This is a genomic window from Streptomyces sp. NPDC002680, from assembly GCF_042889145.1.
Taxonomy (GTDB): Bacteria; Actinomycetota; Actinomycetes; order Streptomycetales; family Streptomycetaceae; genus Streptomyces; species Streptomyces adonidis.
Genome location: NZ_JBIAQP010000001.1, coordinates 536,338 through 550,054 on the forward strand (window position 1 = coordinate 536,338; position 13,717 = coordinate 550,054).

General features: G+C 71.1%; 13 protein-coding genes. 9 read left to right on the forward strand and 4 right to left on the reverse strand.

Annotated features, from left to right (window positions below):
* Positions 1–7: 7 nt before the first annotated feature.
* The 6 genes from ACFYXF_RS02315 to ACFYXF_RS02340 are packed head-to-tail and all read left to right on the forward strand — an operon-like array spanning position 8 to position 6,754.
* Entirely contained in the window at positions 8–1,597 is a 1,590-nt protein-coding gene (locus ACFYXF_RS02315; RefSeq protein ID WP_389347228.1) for a FadD3 family acyl-CoA ligase, read from the forward strand.
* Position 1,598: 1 nt separating this feature from the next.
* Positions 1,599–2,801, forward strand: a complete 1,203-nt coding sequence (locus ACFYXF_RS02320) for a CaiB/BaiF CoA transferase family protein (RefSeq protein ID WP_389347230.1) — start codon at positions 1,599–1,601, stop codon at positions 2,799–2,801.
* On the forward strand, positions 2,798–3,649 hold the full coding sequence (locus ACFYXF_RS02325; protein ID WP_389347232.1) for an enoyl-CoA hydratase/isomerase family protein: 852 nt from the start codon (positions 2,798–2,800) through the stop codon (positions 3,647–3,649). The genes ACFYXF_RS02320 and ACFYXF_RS02325 overlap by 4 nt, the downstream gene beginning before the upstream one ends.
* The gene (locus ACFYXF_RS02330; protein ID WP_389347234.1) at positions 3,649–4,794 is read left to right on the forward strand and encodes a thiolase family protein; all 1,146 of its coding nucleotides are present in this window, start codon (positions 3,649–3,651) and stop codon (positions 4,792–4,794) included. Before ACFYXF_RS02325 ends, ACFYXF_RS02330 begins: the two co-directional genes overlap by 1 nt.
* Before the next feature lie 11 nt (positions 4,795–4,805).
* Positions 4,806–5,954, forward strand: coding sequence for an acyl-CoA dehydrogenase family protein (locus ACFYXF_RS02335; RefSeq protein WP_389347236.1), 1,149 nt, complete (start codon positions 4,806–4,808; stop codon positions 5,952–5,954).
* A gap of 29 nt (positions 5,955–5,983) precedes the next feature.
* Positions 5,984–6,754, forward strand: coding sequence for an SDR family NAD(P)-dependent oxidoreductase (locus tag ACFYXF_RS02340; RefSeq protein WP_389347238.1), 771 nt, complete (start codon positions 5,984–5,986; stop codon positions 6,752–6,754).
* A gap of 64 nt (positions 6,755–6,818) precedes the next feature.
* On the opposite strand, the gene ACFYXF_RS02345 is transcribed toward ACFYXF_RS02340, so the two are convergent.
* Together ACFYXF_RS02345 and ACFYXF_RS02350 are read right to left on the reverse strand one after the other, a co-directional pair.
* Positions 6,819–8,099: an amidohydrolase family protein gene (locus ACFYXF_RS02345; RefSeq protein ID WP_389347240.1), complete on the reverse strand. Its 1,281-nt coding sequence runs from the start codon at positions 8,097–8,099 to the stop codon at positions 6,819–6,821.
* Positions 8,093–9,109, reverse strand: a complete 1,017-nt coding sequence (locus tag ACFYXF_RS02350; RefSeq protein ID WP_389347242.1) for a CoA transferase — start codon at positions 9,107–9,109, stop codon at positions 8,093–8,095. The genes ACFYXF_RS02345 and ACFYXF_RS02350 overlap by 7 nt, the downstream gene beginning before the upstream one ends.
* 49 nt (positions 9,110–9,158) lie before the next feature.
* Between ACFYXF_RS02350 and ACFYXF_RS02355 the strand changes: the two genes are divergently transcribed.
* The 3 genes from ACFYXF_RS02355 (at position 9,159) to ACFYXF_RS02365 (ending at position 12,495) form a co-directional block, all read left to right on the forward strand.
* The gene (locus ACFYXF_RS02355) at positions 9,159–10,112 is read left to right on the forward strand and encodes an enoyl-CoA hydratase/isomerase family protein (protein WP_389347244.1); all 954 of its coding nucleotides are present in this window, start codon (positions 9,159–9,161) and stop codon (positions 10,110–10,112) included.
* 291 nt (positions 10,113–10,403) lie between these two features.
* A complete protein-coding gene (locus tag ACFYXF_RS02360) occupies positions 10,404–11,957 on the forward strand; it encodes a DUF4157 domain-containing protein (RefSeq protein WP_389347245.1) in 1,554 nt (517 codons plus the stop codon).
* Positions 11,958–12,030: 73 nt separating this feature from the next.
* Complete coding sequence (locus tag ACFYXF_RS02365; protein WP_389347247.1) at positions 12,031–12,495, forward strand: hypothetical protein; 465 nt, start codon at positions 12,031–12,033, stop codon at positions 12,493–12,495.
* A 157-nt stretch (positions 12,496–12,652) separates the two neighbouring features.
* Here ACFYXF_RS02365 and ACFYXF_RS02370 read toward each other — a convergent pair whose 3' ends face one another.
* Together ACFYXF_RS02370 and ACFYXF_RS02375 are read right to left on the reverse strand one after the other, a co-directional pair.
* The gene (locus ACFYXF_RS02370; RefSeq protein ID WP_389347248.1) at positions 12,653–13,384 is read right to left on the reverse strand and encodes an enoyl-CoA hydratase-related protein; all 732 of its coding nucleotides are present in this window, start codon (positions 13,382–13,384) and stop codon (positions 12,653–12,655) included.
* A 17-nt stretch (positions 13,385–13,401) separates the two neighbouring features.
* Positions 13,402–13,713: a hypothetical protein gene (locus ACFYXF_RS02375; protein WP_389347250.1), complete on the reverse strand. Its 312-nt coding sequence runs from the start codon at positions 13,711–13,713 to the stop codon at positions 13,402–13,404.
* Positions 13,714–13,717: the final 4 nt, after the last annotated feature.

Sequence of the window (13,717 nt, forward strand, 5' to 3'; positions counted from 1 at the left end):
CTTCTCGATGCGATTGCGATACGACGAAGAACTGCTGACCATTCCCAACGTCATCCGAGTGGCCGCCGAGCGCTTCGGGGACGACATCGCGCTGATCGACAGGGACCGCCGGTGGAGTTTCCGCCAGCTGGAAGAGCGGATGACGCAGGTGGTGCGGGCTGCCATCGGGTTGGGGGTCGAGAAAGGTGACCGGGTCGGGCTGTGTGCACCCAATTCAGCGGAATGGATCTTCGCGGCACTCGGTATTCAGGGTGCGGGAGGTGTCGTCGTGCCGCTCAACACTCGCTTCAAGGCTGGTGAGATCTCCTACATTCTGCGCAAGTCGGGAGCGAAGGCGGTTTTCGCGTCCGCCTTCCTCGACACCGACTACATCGCCGACCTGCTGAAACACGACCCCGACCTGCCGGCACTGCGCAGGACGGTGTCGATTCGCGGCCCGCAGGGTGCCGCGGAACTGTCCTGGACGGAATTCCTGCGGGCCGGTGAGAGGGTCGCCCCGTCCGAGGCCGAGGAGTCGATCGGGCGGCTCGTCCCGGACGACATCTCCGACGTGATGTTCACGTCCGGCACGACAGGTCATCCCAAGGGCGTCATCCTCACCCACGGCCAGTCGCTGCGGGCGTACGGCTGGATGTCCGAGGAGTACACCTTCCGGCGCGGCGACAGCTTTCTCGTCATTCCGCCGTTCTTCCACTGCTTCGGCTACAAAGCTGGCTGGCTGGCCTCTCTGATACATGGGGTGACGGTCATTCCGATGGCCCTGTTCAACCCCGGTCAGGCGCTGGAGATCATCGACAGGGAAAGGGTGAGCATTCTCCTCGGCCCGCCCACGATCTTCCACGACCTCATCAACCACCCAGACCGCTCCGACCACGACCTTTCCTCGCTCCGCGTTTCCATGACGGGCGGCACCACCATTCCGGAGTTGCTGATCCGTGCCATGAAGTCGGAGTTGTCCTTCGACATCGTGATGAGCGCGTACGGGCTGACCGAATCGTCCGCACTGGTGACGACCACCCGCATCGGGGACTCCGAGGAGACGGTGGCCCGTACGACCGGACGTGTCATACCGGACGTCGAGGTGCGGATCGTCGACGAGGAGGGACGACAACTCGCGGCAGAGCAGGACGGGGAAATCCTCGTACGGGGATACAACGTCACCCGAGGCTATTGGGAGGACCGCGAGGCGACCGCCGCGACGATCGACGGCGAGGGCTGGCTGCACACCGGGGACATAGGGCGGCTCGACGCATCCGGGAATCTCTCGATCGTCGATCGGAAGAAAGAGATGTACATCGTCGGCGGATTCAACGCCTATCCGGCGGAGATCGAGAAACTGTTGCTGGCGTACGAGCCCATCGGGCAGGTCGCCGTGATCGGGGTGCCCGACGAGCGGCTCGGCGAGGTCGGCTGCGCCTTCGTCGTGCCGAGACAGGGGTACGAGGTCGGCGAGAAGGACGTCGTCGAGTGGGCGCGCGAGCACATGGCCAACTTCAAGGTGCCGCGCCATGTCCGCTTCAGCGACCAACTCCCGCGCAACGCCAGCCAGAAGATCCTCAAGGACGAGTTGCGCGCCCGCTTCGAAGCGAAGGCCTGACATGGCTGATGAAACCGGGACCGTCGGGCCGCTCTCCGGCATCACGGTGGTGACGTTGGAGCAGGCCGTCTCCGCCCCCATCTGCACCCGTACGCTCGGCGACTTCGGCGCCCGGGTCATCAAGGTGGAGAACCCGGAGGGCGGCGACTTCGCCCGGCACTACGACGATGTCGTCAACGGCCTCGCGGCGCACTTCGTGTGGATCAACCGGGGCAAGGAGTCGGTGACCCTGGATCTCAAGTCCCCTGCGGGAATGGCGGTGTTGCATCGTCTGCTCGACCGCGCCGACGTCCTCGTCTCCAACCTCACCCCCGGCACCACGGCCAAACTGGGCATCGGCCCCGCCGACTTGGCCGTACGGCATCCGGAGCTGATCGCGGTCGAGATCGACGGGTACGGTCCTGGCGGGCCGCTCTCGCACAAGCGGGCGTACGACCTGCTCGTCCAGGCCGAAGCGGGCGCGTGCGCGGTGACCGGCCTGGCCGGGGCGCCGGCCAAGCCCGGGCCGCCGATGGCCGACGTGGGCGCCGGGTTGTACGCGGCGCTGTCCATCATGGCGTTGCTGTACGAGCGGGGGCGCGGGCGGCGGAGCGGGCCGACCTCGGTCGCGGTGTCCCTGTTCGACACCATGACGGAGTTGATGGGCTATCCGCTCACGTACACCCAGCACTCGGGGGTCGATCAGCAGCCCATGGGCATGGGGTCGCCGGCGGTGGCACCGTACGGGGCGTATGCCACGGCCGACGGTCACACGGTCGTCCTCGGGACGACGAACGACCGTGAATGGCAGCGTTTCGCACGGGAGTTGCTGGGGCGGACCGATCTGGCGGACGACGAGCGGTTCGCCACCACGCCCGGTCGGGTCGCCCATCGTGCCGTCCTGGACGCCGAGATCAGCGCCTGGTGCGCCCGTCACGAGCTGGCGTATGTGCAGAGCAGCGCGGACGCGGCCGGGATCGGCAACTCGCGGTTCAACAAGCCGAGCGAGGTGGTCGCGCATCCGCATCTGAAGGCGCGGGACCGCTGGCGGGAGGTCGAGACACCGTACGGGCCGATCTCCGCGCTGCTGCCGCCGCCGGTGATCTCGGGGTACGAGCCGCCGATGGGCGCGATTCCGGCGCTGGGGCAGCACACGGCCGCCGTGCTCGCCGAGTTGGGCATCGACGACCGGGGTGAGGACGTGGGTGGGGGCGGGGCGAGGTGAGCGGCGGGGAGCCCGTGCTGCTGCGCGACGACCGGGACGGCGTACGGACGTTGACGCTGAATCGGCCGCACCGGAAGAACGCCATCGACGCGGAGTTGTGGGACGCGCTGCGGGACGCGTTGGCGGACGCCGGGCGTGATCGTGCCGTGCGGGCGCTGGTGGTCACGGGGGCCGGGGGCGCGTTCTGCTCGGGCGCCGACATCTCGGGCGGGCTCAGCGGCGTCCATCCTCTCTACCGGATGCGGACGTTGAGCGAAGTGGCCCTGCTGCTGCACGAGTTGCCGGTGCCGACCATCGCCAAGGTGACGGGGGTCGCGGTCGGGGCGGGGTGGAACCTCGCGCTCGGGTGCGATCTGGTCGTGGCCACTCCGGAGGCACGGTTCTCGCAGATCTTCGCTCGACGTGGGCTCTCGCTGGACCTCGGGGGTTCCTGGCTGTTGCCCAAGCTGGTCGGGTTGCAGCAGGCCAAGCGGCTCGCGCTGCTCGCCGAGACGATCGGTGCCGAGGAAGCACGGGCGCTCGGGCTGGTGACGTGGGTGGTGGCGGGGAACGAGGTGGATGCCTTCGTCGACGGTCTCGGGGCGCGGCTGGTGGCAGGAGCGCCTGTCGCGCTCGCACAGACCAAGGCGCTGCTGAACGAGGGTGCCGACCGGACGCTGCGGGACGCGCTCGCGAACGAGGCGCGCGCCCAGGGGGTCAACTTCGCGACGGCGGACGTGTCGGAGGCGTTCTCGGCGTTCACGGAGAAGCGGGAGCCGTTCTTCGACGGGCGATGGGCGGTGCCGGGAAGCGGACCGGACGCAATCAACTCGGCGGCGCTCGGCGCCCCTTCGGTCAGGAGGCCGTAGTGCGTGAAGCGGTGATCGTGGCGGCGGTACGCACTCCTGTGGGGAAGCGCGGGGGTGGCCTCGCGGGCGTCCACCCGGCCGACCTGTCGGCTGTCGTGCTGGGTGCGCTCGTCGAGCGGACGGGCATCGATCCCGGCGTCGTCGACGATGTCGTCTGGGGGTGTGTGTCGCAGGTCGGTGATCAGTCGAGCAACATCGGCCGCTACTCGGTGCTCGCGGCGGGCTGGCCCGAGAGCATTCCGGGTACGACGGTCAACCGGGCCTGCGGGTCGAGTCAGCAGGCGCTGGACTTCGCCGCGCAGGCCGTGCTGTCGGGGCAGCAGGACGTCGTGGTGGCGGGCGGGGTCGAGGTGATGAGCCGGGTTCCGCTGGGCTCGGCGCGGGCCTCCGGGATGCCATACGGGCCCCAAGTCCTCGCGCGGTACGACGACTTCTCGTTCAACCAGGGGGTGTCCGCCGAGAGGATCGCCCAGAAGTGGGGGTTCACGCGGACGCAGGTCGACGAGTTCGCCGCGCTCTCGCACGAGCGGGCCGCGGCTGCCCTGGACTCCGGGGTGTTCGAGGAGCAGATCGTGCCGGTGTCCGTCGGCGCGGAAACCGTGGGTGCCGACGAGGGCGTACGGCGAGGGACCAGCGTGGAGAGCCTGGCGAAGCTCAAGCCCGCCTTCCAGGACGACGGTGTGATCCACGCGGGCAATGCCTCCCAGATCTCCGACGGCGCCGCCGCGCTGCTGGTGACGACGCCGGAGAAGGCGCGCGAGCTGGGCCTCGCGCCGCTCGTGCGGTACCGCGCGGGTGTGGTCGTCGGTTCCGACCCGGTGCTGATGCTGACCGGGCCGATCCCCGCGACCGAACGGGTGCTGCGGAAGGCGGGCGTCGGTCTGTCCGAGGTCGGCGTGTTCGAGGTGAACGAGGCCTTCGCGCCCGTACCGCTGGCCTGGCTCGCCGAGACGGGCGCCGATCCGGCACTGCTCAATCCGCTGGGCGGGGCCATCGCGCTCGGGCATCCGCTCGGGGCGTCCGGCGCGGTGCTGATAACCCGCATGATCCACCACATGCGGGAGCGCGGCCTGCGCTACGGCCTGCAGACCATGTGCGAGGGCGGCGGCACGGCCAACGCCACCCTCGTCGAACTCGCCTCCTGACGGGAGCAGTTGTGCGCCGAGAGATCTTCACGCCCGACCACGAGGCGTTCCGCGGGCTGGTCAGGGACTTCGTCGCGAACGAGGTCGTCCCGTACTACGCCGACTGGGAGGAGGCCGGGCGGTTGCCCCGTGAACTCTTCGAACAGCTGGGCTCGCTGGGCCTGTTGGGCATGTCCGTGCCCGAGGAGTTCGGCGGTGCGGGTCTCGACGACTACCGCTACAACGTGGTCCTCCAGGAGGAGGCGGCCCGCGCGCTGGTCACATTGGGCACGGTACGCACCCAACTCGACGTCGTGCTCCCCTACTTCCTCACCTACGCCGACCAGGAGCAGCGCGCCCGTTGGTTCCCCGGTCTCGCCGCGGGCAAGTTGCTCACGGCCGTCGCCATGACGGAACCCGGTACGGGCTCCGACCTCGCGGGCATCCGGACGACCGCCGTGCGGGACGGCGACTCGTACGTCCTCAACGGGGCGAAGACGTTCATCACGGGCGGGCTCCTCGCCGATCTGGTGGTCGTGGTGGCACGGACGGCCACCGATCCCGACGACCGGCGTGCGGGGCTGACCCTACTGGTCGTCGAGGACGGTATGCCGGGGTTCAGCCGGGGCCGGGTCCTGAAGAAGATGGGCATCAGGGTGCAGGACACGGTCGAGCTGGCCTTTGACGACGTCCGCGTCCCGGTCGCCAACCGGCTCGGCGAGGAGGGCGAGGCCTTCGGCTACCTCGGCCACAACCTGCCGCAGGAGCGGATGACCGTGGCGGTCGGCTCGGTCGCACAGGCGCGGGCCGCTCTCGACACGACCGTCGAGTACGTCAAGGAGCGCGAGGTCTTCGGGAAGCCGGTCGCCGCCTTCCAGAACACCAAGTTCGAACTGGCCGCCGTGGCAGCCGAGTTGGAGGCGGCACAGATGATGCTGGACCGTGCGGTCCTCGAACTCGTCGACGACGAACTGTCCGGCGCGGACGCGGCCAAGGTCAAGCTGTTCTGCACGGAGATGCAGGCGCGAGCCGTCGACCGCTGTCTTCAACTCTTCGGCGGATACGGCTATATGCAGGAGTATCCGATCGCCCGGCTCTACACGGATGCGCGCATCACCCGTATCTACGCCGGTACGAGCGAGGTCATGAAGGTCATCATCGCCAAGTCGTTGGGACTGTGATGCCGGAGTTCGGGATGGCGGAGTTCGGGATGGCGGATTTCGAGGGGCGGGCGGGCGCCGCGTTCGTCGCCGGTGGCACCGGTGCCATCGGTGCGGAGATCGTCCGGATGCTGGCCCGGCGGGGCAGTGACGTGGCGTTCACCTATCGCGCCAACGAGACCGCTGCGGAGTCGCTCGCCGGTGAGGTGAAGGCGCACGGTCGTCAAGTCCTGGCCCTTTGGCTGGACTTGGGGGACGAGTCGGCGACTGCGGAGGCGGTGGCCGAGGCCTGCGGGGCGTTCGGAGGGCTGCACACGGTCGTGTACGCGGCCGGTCCGCACGTACCGATGAGGCATCTGAGCAGGGTGACGCCGGGCGAGTACCGTGCCCAACTCGACGCGGACGCCGGGGCGTTCTTCAATCTGGTCCATCCCGCGCTGCCGAGGCTGCGGGAGACTCGGGGCAGCATCGTGGCCGTGACGACGGTGGCCACGCGTCGCTTCCCGGTCCGGGACGGGTTGTCCTCGGGCACGAAGGGGGCGGTTGAGGCGGTTGCTCGGGCGCTCGCGGCGGAGGAGGGGCGGTATGGGGTGCGGGTCAACTGCGTTGCGCCCGGGATGCTCAATGACGGGATCGCCGCGCGTCTGATCGCCACTGGGGAACTGGACGAGGCGGCTCTTGCTATCACCCGGCGCAACATTCCGTTGCGGCGTTTCGGGGCGGCGACGGACATCGCGGAGGCGGTGGCGTTTCTGGCGTCGGAGCGGGCGGGGTTCATCACTGGGCAGGCGTTGGGGGTGGATGGGGGGTACAGCGTCTGAGTGGTTCTCTGCGGCGCCGTCGTGGCTGGTCGCGCAGTTCCCCGCGCCCCTGTAGGGCTTCGCCCTACCCGGGGGCGGTGATGCGTCGGCCCCCGACGAACGCCGCCCTTACGGTGTCTGCCGAGAGTACGTCCAGTGCCTCCCGCAGGGGTACGTGGAGCAGGCACAGGTCTGCCGTCGCGCCTACCGTCAATCTCCTTGCCCTGGCGGGGTGTTGGGGCTCGCCGGTGAAGAGGTTCAGGGCCGATTCCGGGGGCAGGGCCTCGCCCCCGGTGCGTTCGACGGTGGCCCGCATGACCGCCCAGGGGTCGTCGGTTCCGTACGGGGCGTCGGTGCCGGCCGCCAGGGGGATGCCCGCGTCGGCGAGGGAACGGCAGCGGTAGAGGTGGGGGCGGTCGTCGGGGTCCACGTCGGTGGCGTAGGCATGGCCGCGTTCGGCGGGGAAGTGCGGCTGGGTCACGACCGTCACGCCGAGGTGCTGGATCCAGGGGATCGTCTCGGCCGGGACGACGGACGCGTGCTCGATACGGTCGCCGTCGACCGGGCCGGCCTCGTCCAGGGCGAGGAGGGTCACCAGCAGCTGCACGCGGGTCACACAGTGGACGGCCACCGGGCGGGGCCTCAACGAGGCGATCCTGGCGGCGAGTTCGGCCGGTGCGGGCAGGGTGGCGTCGTCGAGCAACAGCTTCACGGGCGCGTCGACCGTCATGACGAGCAGTCGCTGCGGCAGCACCGACAGCAGGTCGAGGAGGCCGTCCGCCGGATGCGGATCGGCGTTGGTGAACCCCGTGACGCCGAGCGCCGCCGCCCTGCGCCCCACGCCCTCCAGGTCCAGCCGCACGGGCGGTACGAAGCCACGAAGCCGTTCGTCCTCCCGCCAGAACCGCCCGTCGCCCGACGCCGACCCCGCTTCCGTGTCCAGGCCGGCCGCCCGCAACGCGGCGCTGTTCCACACCCACAGCGCGCCGGTCCGGTGCTGGACGCGGACCGGACGGTCCGGTGCGAGGGCGTCGAGGACCCGTCGGTCGAGTTCGCCCGCGACGCTCTCGTGGTAGCCGACGGCCCGTACCCAGCCGTTGGGCGCCCCGCCGCGCAGTGCGGCGGCGAGTCCGTCCCGGCCTGTGACGTCCGCAGGGCCGACCCGGACGGACGCGGCGTCGGCGGCCAGGGCCGCGAGGTGTACGTGGTGGTCGTGGAGGCCGGGCAGCAGGGCGCCGCCGCGTCCGTCGAGGACGTCGGGCTCGGCTCTCGCGTCCAGCCGCTGCCCGATCTCCGTGATGCGCCCGTCCCGGATGCGTACGTCCACCCGGCCCGCACCCGTGACCTCGACGTTTCTGATCAGCACGGCGACGGGACCAGGGAGGCGGCGCAGGCCGACATGGAGAGGCTCAGCAGCTCGCCGCCTCCGGTGGCGAGGGAGTGGGCCGTGGCGTGGGCGGCGTAGACGCCGGTGACCGGGTCGGCGAGCGCGTCGCCCAGGAAGACGGGGTCGCCCTGTGCGTCCAGGCCGGTCAGGCCGCCCGCGACGGCGGCGTCGTCGCCGAACGCGATGCGGTCGTCGGCCCTGCCGTACCCGGTGATGCTGACCCAGACCCGGCCCGGACGGGCGGCCAGGAACTCCTCCGCGTGGACCCCGAGTCGGCGCAGCGCCCGCGCCCGGGAGGCCTCGATCACGATGTCGGCCCCGGCGACCGCCTCGGCGAGCGCGCCCGAGGCGAAGTCCAGCACCAAGCTGTCGTGGCCGTCGTGCAGCCAGCGGTAGAAGGCGGGCGATCCGGCACGGGCGCCGTCCGGTCGGGTCTCGCTCTCCACCTTCACCACCTGTGCGCCCGCCAGGCCGAGGAGGCGGGCGCACAAGGGGCCCGCCCAGAGGGCCGACAGGTCGACGACGCGGAGGGCGGCTGGGTCTCGTACGTGTCGCTCGCCGAGGTGCTCTGCCCGTACGGGGGGCCCGCTCGCGGAGGCGTGTTCCGCGGCCGCGATCCCGAGAAGTTGTGCTTTCGCTGCCACTTCGGCCGCCGTCGACCGGCTGACCACCTCGGGGAGTGGTTCGCCCTCCGCACCGGACAACAGTGCGACGAGAGCCGGTACGGATGCCAGGTCGTCGGGGCGGGCGAGGTTCACGGCGGTCCAGCCGTCGGCCGCTTCGAGGAGGTGGCACGAGCCACCGGCCGAGGTTCTGGCGGGGAGGGTGTGACCGGTCAGTCGGGCGCGGAGAAAGAGGGCCGTGGGCAGGTCGACGGGCACGCCCGTGAGAGCGGTGAACTCCTTCGCGACCGAGGCCAGGGGAGGCAGATACGGCTCGACCGACTCCAGCCATGGCCTCACCCGCGCGGCGAGAGCGTCATTCTCCAATGGTCAAACGCCCTTCTCTTCCGAGGTGGCCCCAAATTACACTCCGCCCGTGACCTTGGACTCCCCCTTCGTCCTCGTCGACCTCGACGGTGCACCGCGTCCCGACCTCGGTCCGGGGGCAGCGGGAGCGACCGGGCGGGTGCTCGTGGGTGTCGCGGAGAAGCCTGTTGAGGCCGACGGTGACTTCGACATCCTCCTCACCGCCGACCCTGATCCGCCGCGCCCCTGGGTGAGCTGCGCCGACCCGTACGCCACGGCCCGCCGGCTCGCGGAGATCGTCGCGGAGCGCCCGGCAGCGTCCGTCGCCCTGATGCAGGTGCTGCGGATGGGACCGGCGCTCGCCCCGCCCGACCGTCTCGTGGCCGAGTCGCTCGCCTACTCGACGCTCCAGGGGTCGGCCGTCTTCCGTGCGTGGCTGGACTCGGCGCCCGCTCGTGTGCCGCGCCCCTCCCCCGCGCCGGTGCTGCTGGGCCGGGACGGTGACCGGCTCGCCATCACCCTCGACCGGCCGCAGGCGCGCAACGCCATGGACGCCGGTACGCGGGACGCCTTGTGCGAGGCGCTGGAGGTCGCTGTCGCCGACCCGTCGATCACCCGGGTCGACCTGTACGGCAACGGGCCCGCCTTCTGCGCCGGCGGGGACCTCAGCGAGTTCGGCACGGCCAGGGATCCCGCGCGGGCGCATCTGGTGCGGGTGCAGCGCAGTCCGGCAGCGCTGCTTCAGCGGTGCGGTGGGCGCGTGACCGCGCATTTGCACGGTGCCTGTGTGGGGGCGGGGATCGAGCTGACCGCGTTCGCGGGGCGGGTGTTGGCTGCGCCGGACACGGTGATTCGGCTGCCTGAGGTGGGGATGGGGCTGATTCCGGGGGCGGGGGGTACGGCGAGTCTGCCGTTGCGGGTGGGGCGGGAGCGTACGGCGTATCTGGCGTTGTCGGGGGTGGCGTTGGGGGTTGGGGAGGCGCTTCGGTGGGGGTTGGTCGATGAGGTTGTTGAGGGTGAGTAGCGCTCCGCGGGGAGGGTTGTGTTGAGGCTGCGGCGCCATCGTGGCTGGTCGCGCAGTTCCCCGCGCCCCTAGGGGCGCGCTTTGCCGCGTGTCGGATTTCGTCGTACCGCCTGGGGCCTGTGGCGCAGCCGGGCGGCCCATGGCACGGGCCGCCTCGCAAGCCCTCCCGAGGTCCCACCTTGCCGGACGGAAACGTTGCTCCCAAGTCTGCCCGTACGGCCCTCGTGTCCTGGCCGCACGGGCGGAAGCGTGGTGGGGACTGTGCATGGCCGAGGGCTAGGGAGAGCAGCGATGCGGGCGCGGGAGCAGGACACGCAGGCTCAGGGGCCGCGGCAGGAACGGGGTCGGCGTCCGGCGGCCGTCCGGTCGGCCGTCGTGCATGCCGGTGCCGGCTTGGGCCGTGTCGGCGGGATGTCGCCCGCCGCTCTCGCCGTCCTCCAGCGCACGGTGGGCAACCGGGCGCTGGCCCAGCTCGTCGCCGACGAACGGCACGAACACGGTCCGGGCTGCGGGCACTCGGGCGGCACGGCCGTCCAGCGCGCCCCCGAGGTCGACTCGGTGCTGCGCAGCGGGGGCCGGCCCCTGGACGCGCCGCTGCGGCAGGAGATGGAGGCCCGGCTCGACGCCGACTTCGGCGACGTACGTCTGCACGACGACAGCGCCGCCCGCCGGTCGGCCACCCAGCTCGGGGCCCGTGCCTACACCTCCGGCAGCCATGTGGTCATCGGCGAGGGCGGCGGCGACAAGCACACCCTGGCCCATGAGCTGACCCATGTGATCCAGCAGCGCAGCGGCCCCGTCGCGGGGAGCGACACCGGCGACGGACTGCGGGTCAGCGATCCCGGCGACGCCTTCGAGCGGGCCGCCGAGGCCAACGCCGCCCGGGTGATGTCGGGGCCCGTTCCCGTGCAGCTGAGCGCCGATTCCGAGGAGGGGGCGGCGCACGCTTCCGAACAGGGGGGTTCCGGCCGGCGGCGGCAGGTCCAGCGCGTCGCCTACAACACGAACGCCGTTCCGCAGAACCGGTTCATCTACCCCGTCGTGGACGCCCTGGGCCGGACGACGTCCATCGAGATGATGAGCGACGGCTCGCTGATCGGCTCACCCCCGGCCGTCGACCCCACCGGCTACACCTACATCCGCCAGCTCGGTCTGACGAACTTCTGGATCCGCTTCCATCTCATCAACATGCAGGCGGGCGGTCCCGGAACGCTGAACAACCTGGTGCCCGCCTCCAAGCGCGACAACAGCCAGTACGAGGCCAGCATCGAGAGTGCGCTGAAGAAAGAGCTGAACAGCGTGGCGACCGCGAACGCCACCCTGGCGGCGAACGCTCCGCGGCACTACGTCTACTTCGGCGTCGACGTGGACTACGGGACGGCCAACGCCCAGACCTCGGCGTACCAGCAGTCCTTCGCCCCGTACTTCGTCCGGTCTCTCACCGTTCACTTCAAGCGGTACGACCCCACTGCCGGGACCTGGCAGGTCCTCGCCGCCGCGCTCCCGTTCCCCTTCACGGACCCTCAGCCGACCTACTTCGGCCAGGCGCTGGCCGCCGCCACCATGACCCTCCCGGACCTGAAGCAGATCACCGCGAACCGAAAGTGGGACGCGGACGACGTCGCCTTCCTCCAGTCGATCGCCACGGGCGGCACCCGCAACGGGGAGTTCCAGCGGGAGGTGAACGCGGCGGCTGACCTGGGGGCCACGGAGTCCGTGATCCACGCGTTCTCGCAGATGAAGTCCCGGCCGCGAGGTTCCGTCACGTTCTCCGAGCGCATCGGCAACGACAGGCAGCTGGCCACCCTGGCCAATCTGATCGGCACCGGCAGAATCACCACCTGACGGGCGGCCGCCCGCACGGAATGGGCGGCCGCAGTCACAAGGAAGGGAGCCTTCGTTGGCGAGTCTGTGGCGGGTGCGCGTCAGTCGCGTGAGCGGCGACACCGTCGAGCTGACCCTGTCGGCGGTCCACCCCGACGCCGGGGAGCCGTCCGTGTCCGCCGCCTTCGCGATGCGGCTGCTGGCCGACACCGACCCCGAACGGCTGGACCGCGAGGCCGGGCCGGGAGCCTACTGGGACCCGGTCGCGCTCGCCGCGTACGCGGACCGGGTGATCGCGGCGGTCTCCATGACCGCCCGGCGCAATCTGCCCTTCGACGAGGGCGCGGCTCGGCGGGTCGTCGAGGCCGAACTGCGCGCCCGCGGCCTCGACCCGGCCGACGCCCCCGCCTGGCAGGCCGCCTTCCTGGACGCCTGGACCGCACTGTGGCAGGACCCCGACCGGGTCCCGTCCGCAGTGCTGGAGATCCGGCTGACCGACCTGTCCTGGCTGTCGGGAACCACCCCGGGGCGGGAGTGGGACACGGCGGCGTACGGCTGAGGAGCACCCCGGTCCCAGGGGGGCGGGCCCGGCTGAACCCCCGAGGCGTCTGACAACTGGGGGTGTCCACAACCTGTTGCGGATGTGGGCCATCGACGGGACCCGGGAGCGGGTGCTCACCGTGCTGGTCGCGCAAGCAAAGGCCCCGCGCCGCCCGTCACCTCCCGGTCCACGTCGGCGTCCTGCGTTCCGCGAACGCCCTTGCCCCCTCCGTCGCGTCCGCGCTGCGGAACACCGACTCGATCTCGGCCGGTTCAGCCCAACGGCGTTCCCGCATCAGCTTCTTGGTCATGGTGACGCCCAACGGGCCGTTCTCCGCGATCCGTTCGGCGAGGGACAGCGCCTCCGCGCGGACGGCGTCGGCGGGGACGACGCGGTTCACCAGGCCGATCTCCCGTGCCCTGACCGCCGTGATCAGCTCACCGGTGAGGCCCATTTCCAGGGCGACGGCGAGCGGGATGCGGTCGGCGAGGGTGGTGGCGCCGCCCGCCGCGAAGAGGCCGCGTTTGACCTCGGCGATGCCGAGGGACGCGTTGTCGGCGGCGACCACCAGGTCGCAGGCCAGGGCCAGTTCGAAGCCGCCGGCCACCGCGGAGCCGTTGAGGGCCGCGACCACCGGGGTGGCCACGCCGTCGCGGTAGAACCAGCTCAGGCCGTCGAAGCGGGCACCTCGCGCGAACGCCTTCAGGTCCATGCCGGCACAGAAGGCCGGGCCCGCGCCCGTGAGGACGATCGCCCTCACCGCCGGGTCGGCGTCCGCCTCCTTCAGCACCGCCGACAGGTCTTGGAGAAGCTCCGGGTTCAGGGCGTTTCGTGCCTCGGGCCGGTTCATCGTGGCCACGAGGACGTTGCCCACCCGTTCGGTCAGGACCAGCTCGTCCTGCGGCATGACAACTCCCGTTCGGTTCAGTCGGACGCGGGCAGCGGCTTGGCCGCCTTGATGGTCATCGGGGTGCCGTCGCAGGCGAGTTCGCCCGCGCCGGAGGCGGTGCACAGCAATTCGAGGGTGCCCGTGGAGTCCACGTACCGCTTGCCGATGACCGTGCCCGAGCCGGCGTCCTTGACCTGCGGTGCGGAGGCGGCCGGCGCCATCGGTGCGCCCGCGCAGGTGAGTCGGTGCTGTGCGTCGGCCGGGGCCCGGATCACGACCACGCGGGTGCCGCAGGCGGTGCTGGCGAGCTGGTCGCCGGGGCGCAGGGTCGTTGCCGGGGTGGTCATGGCT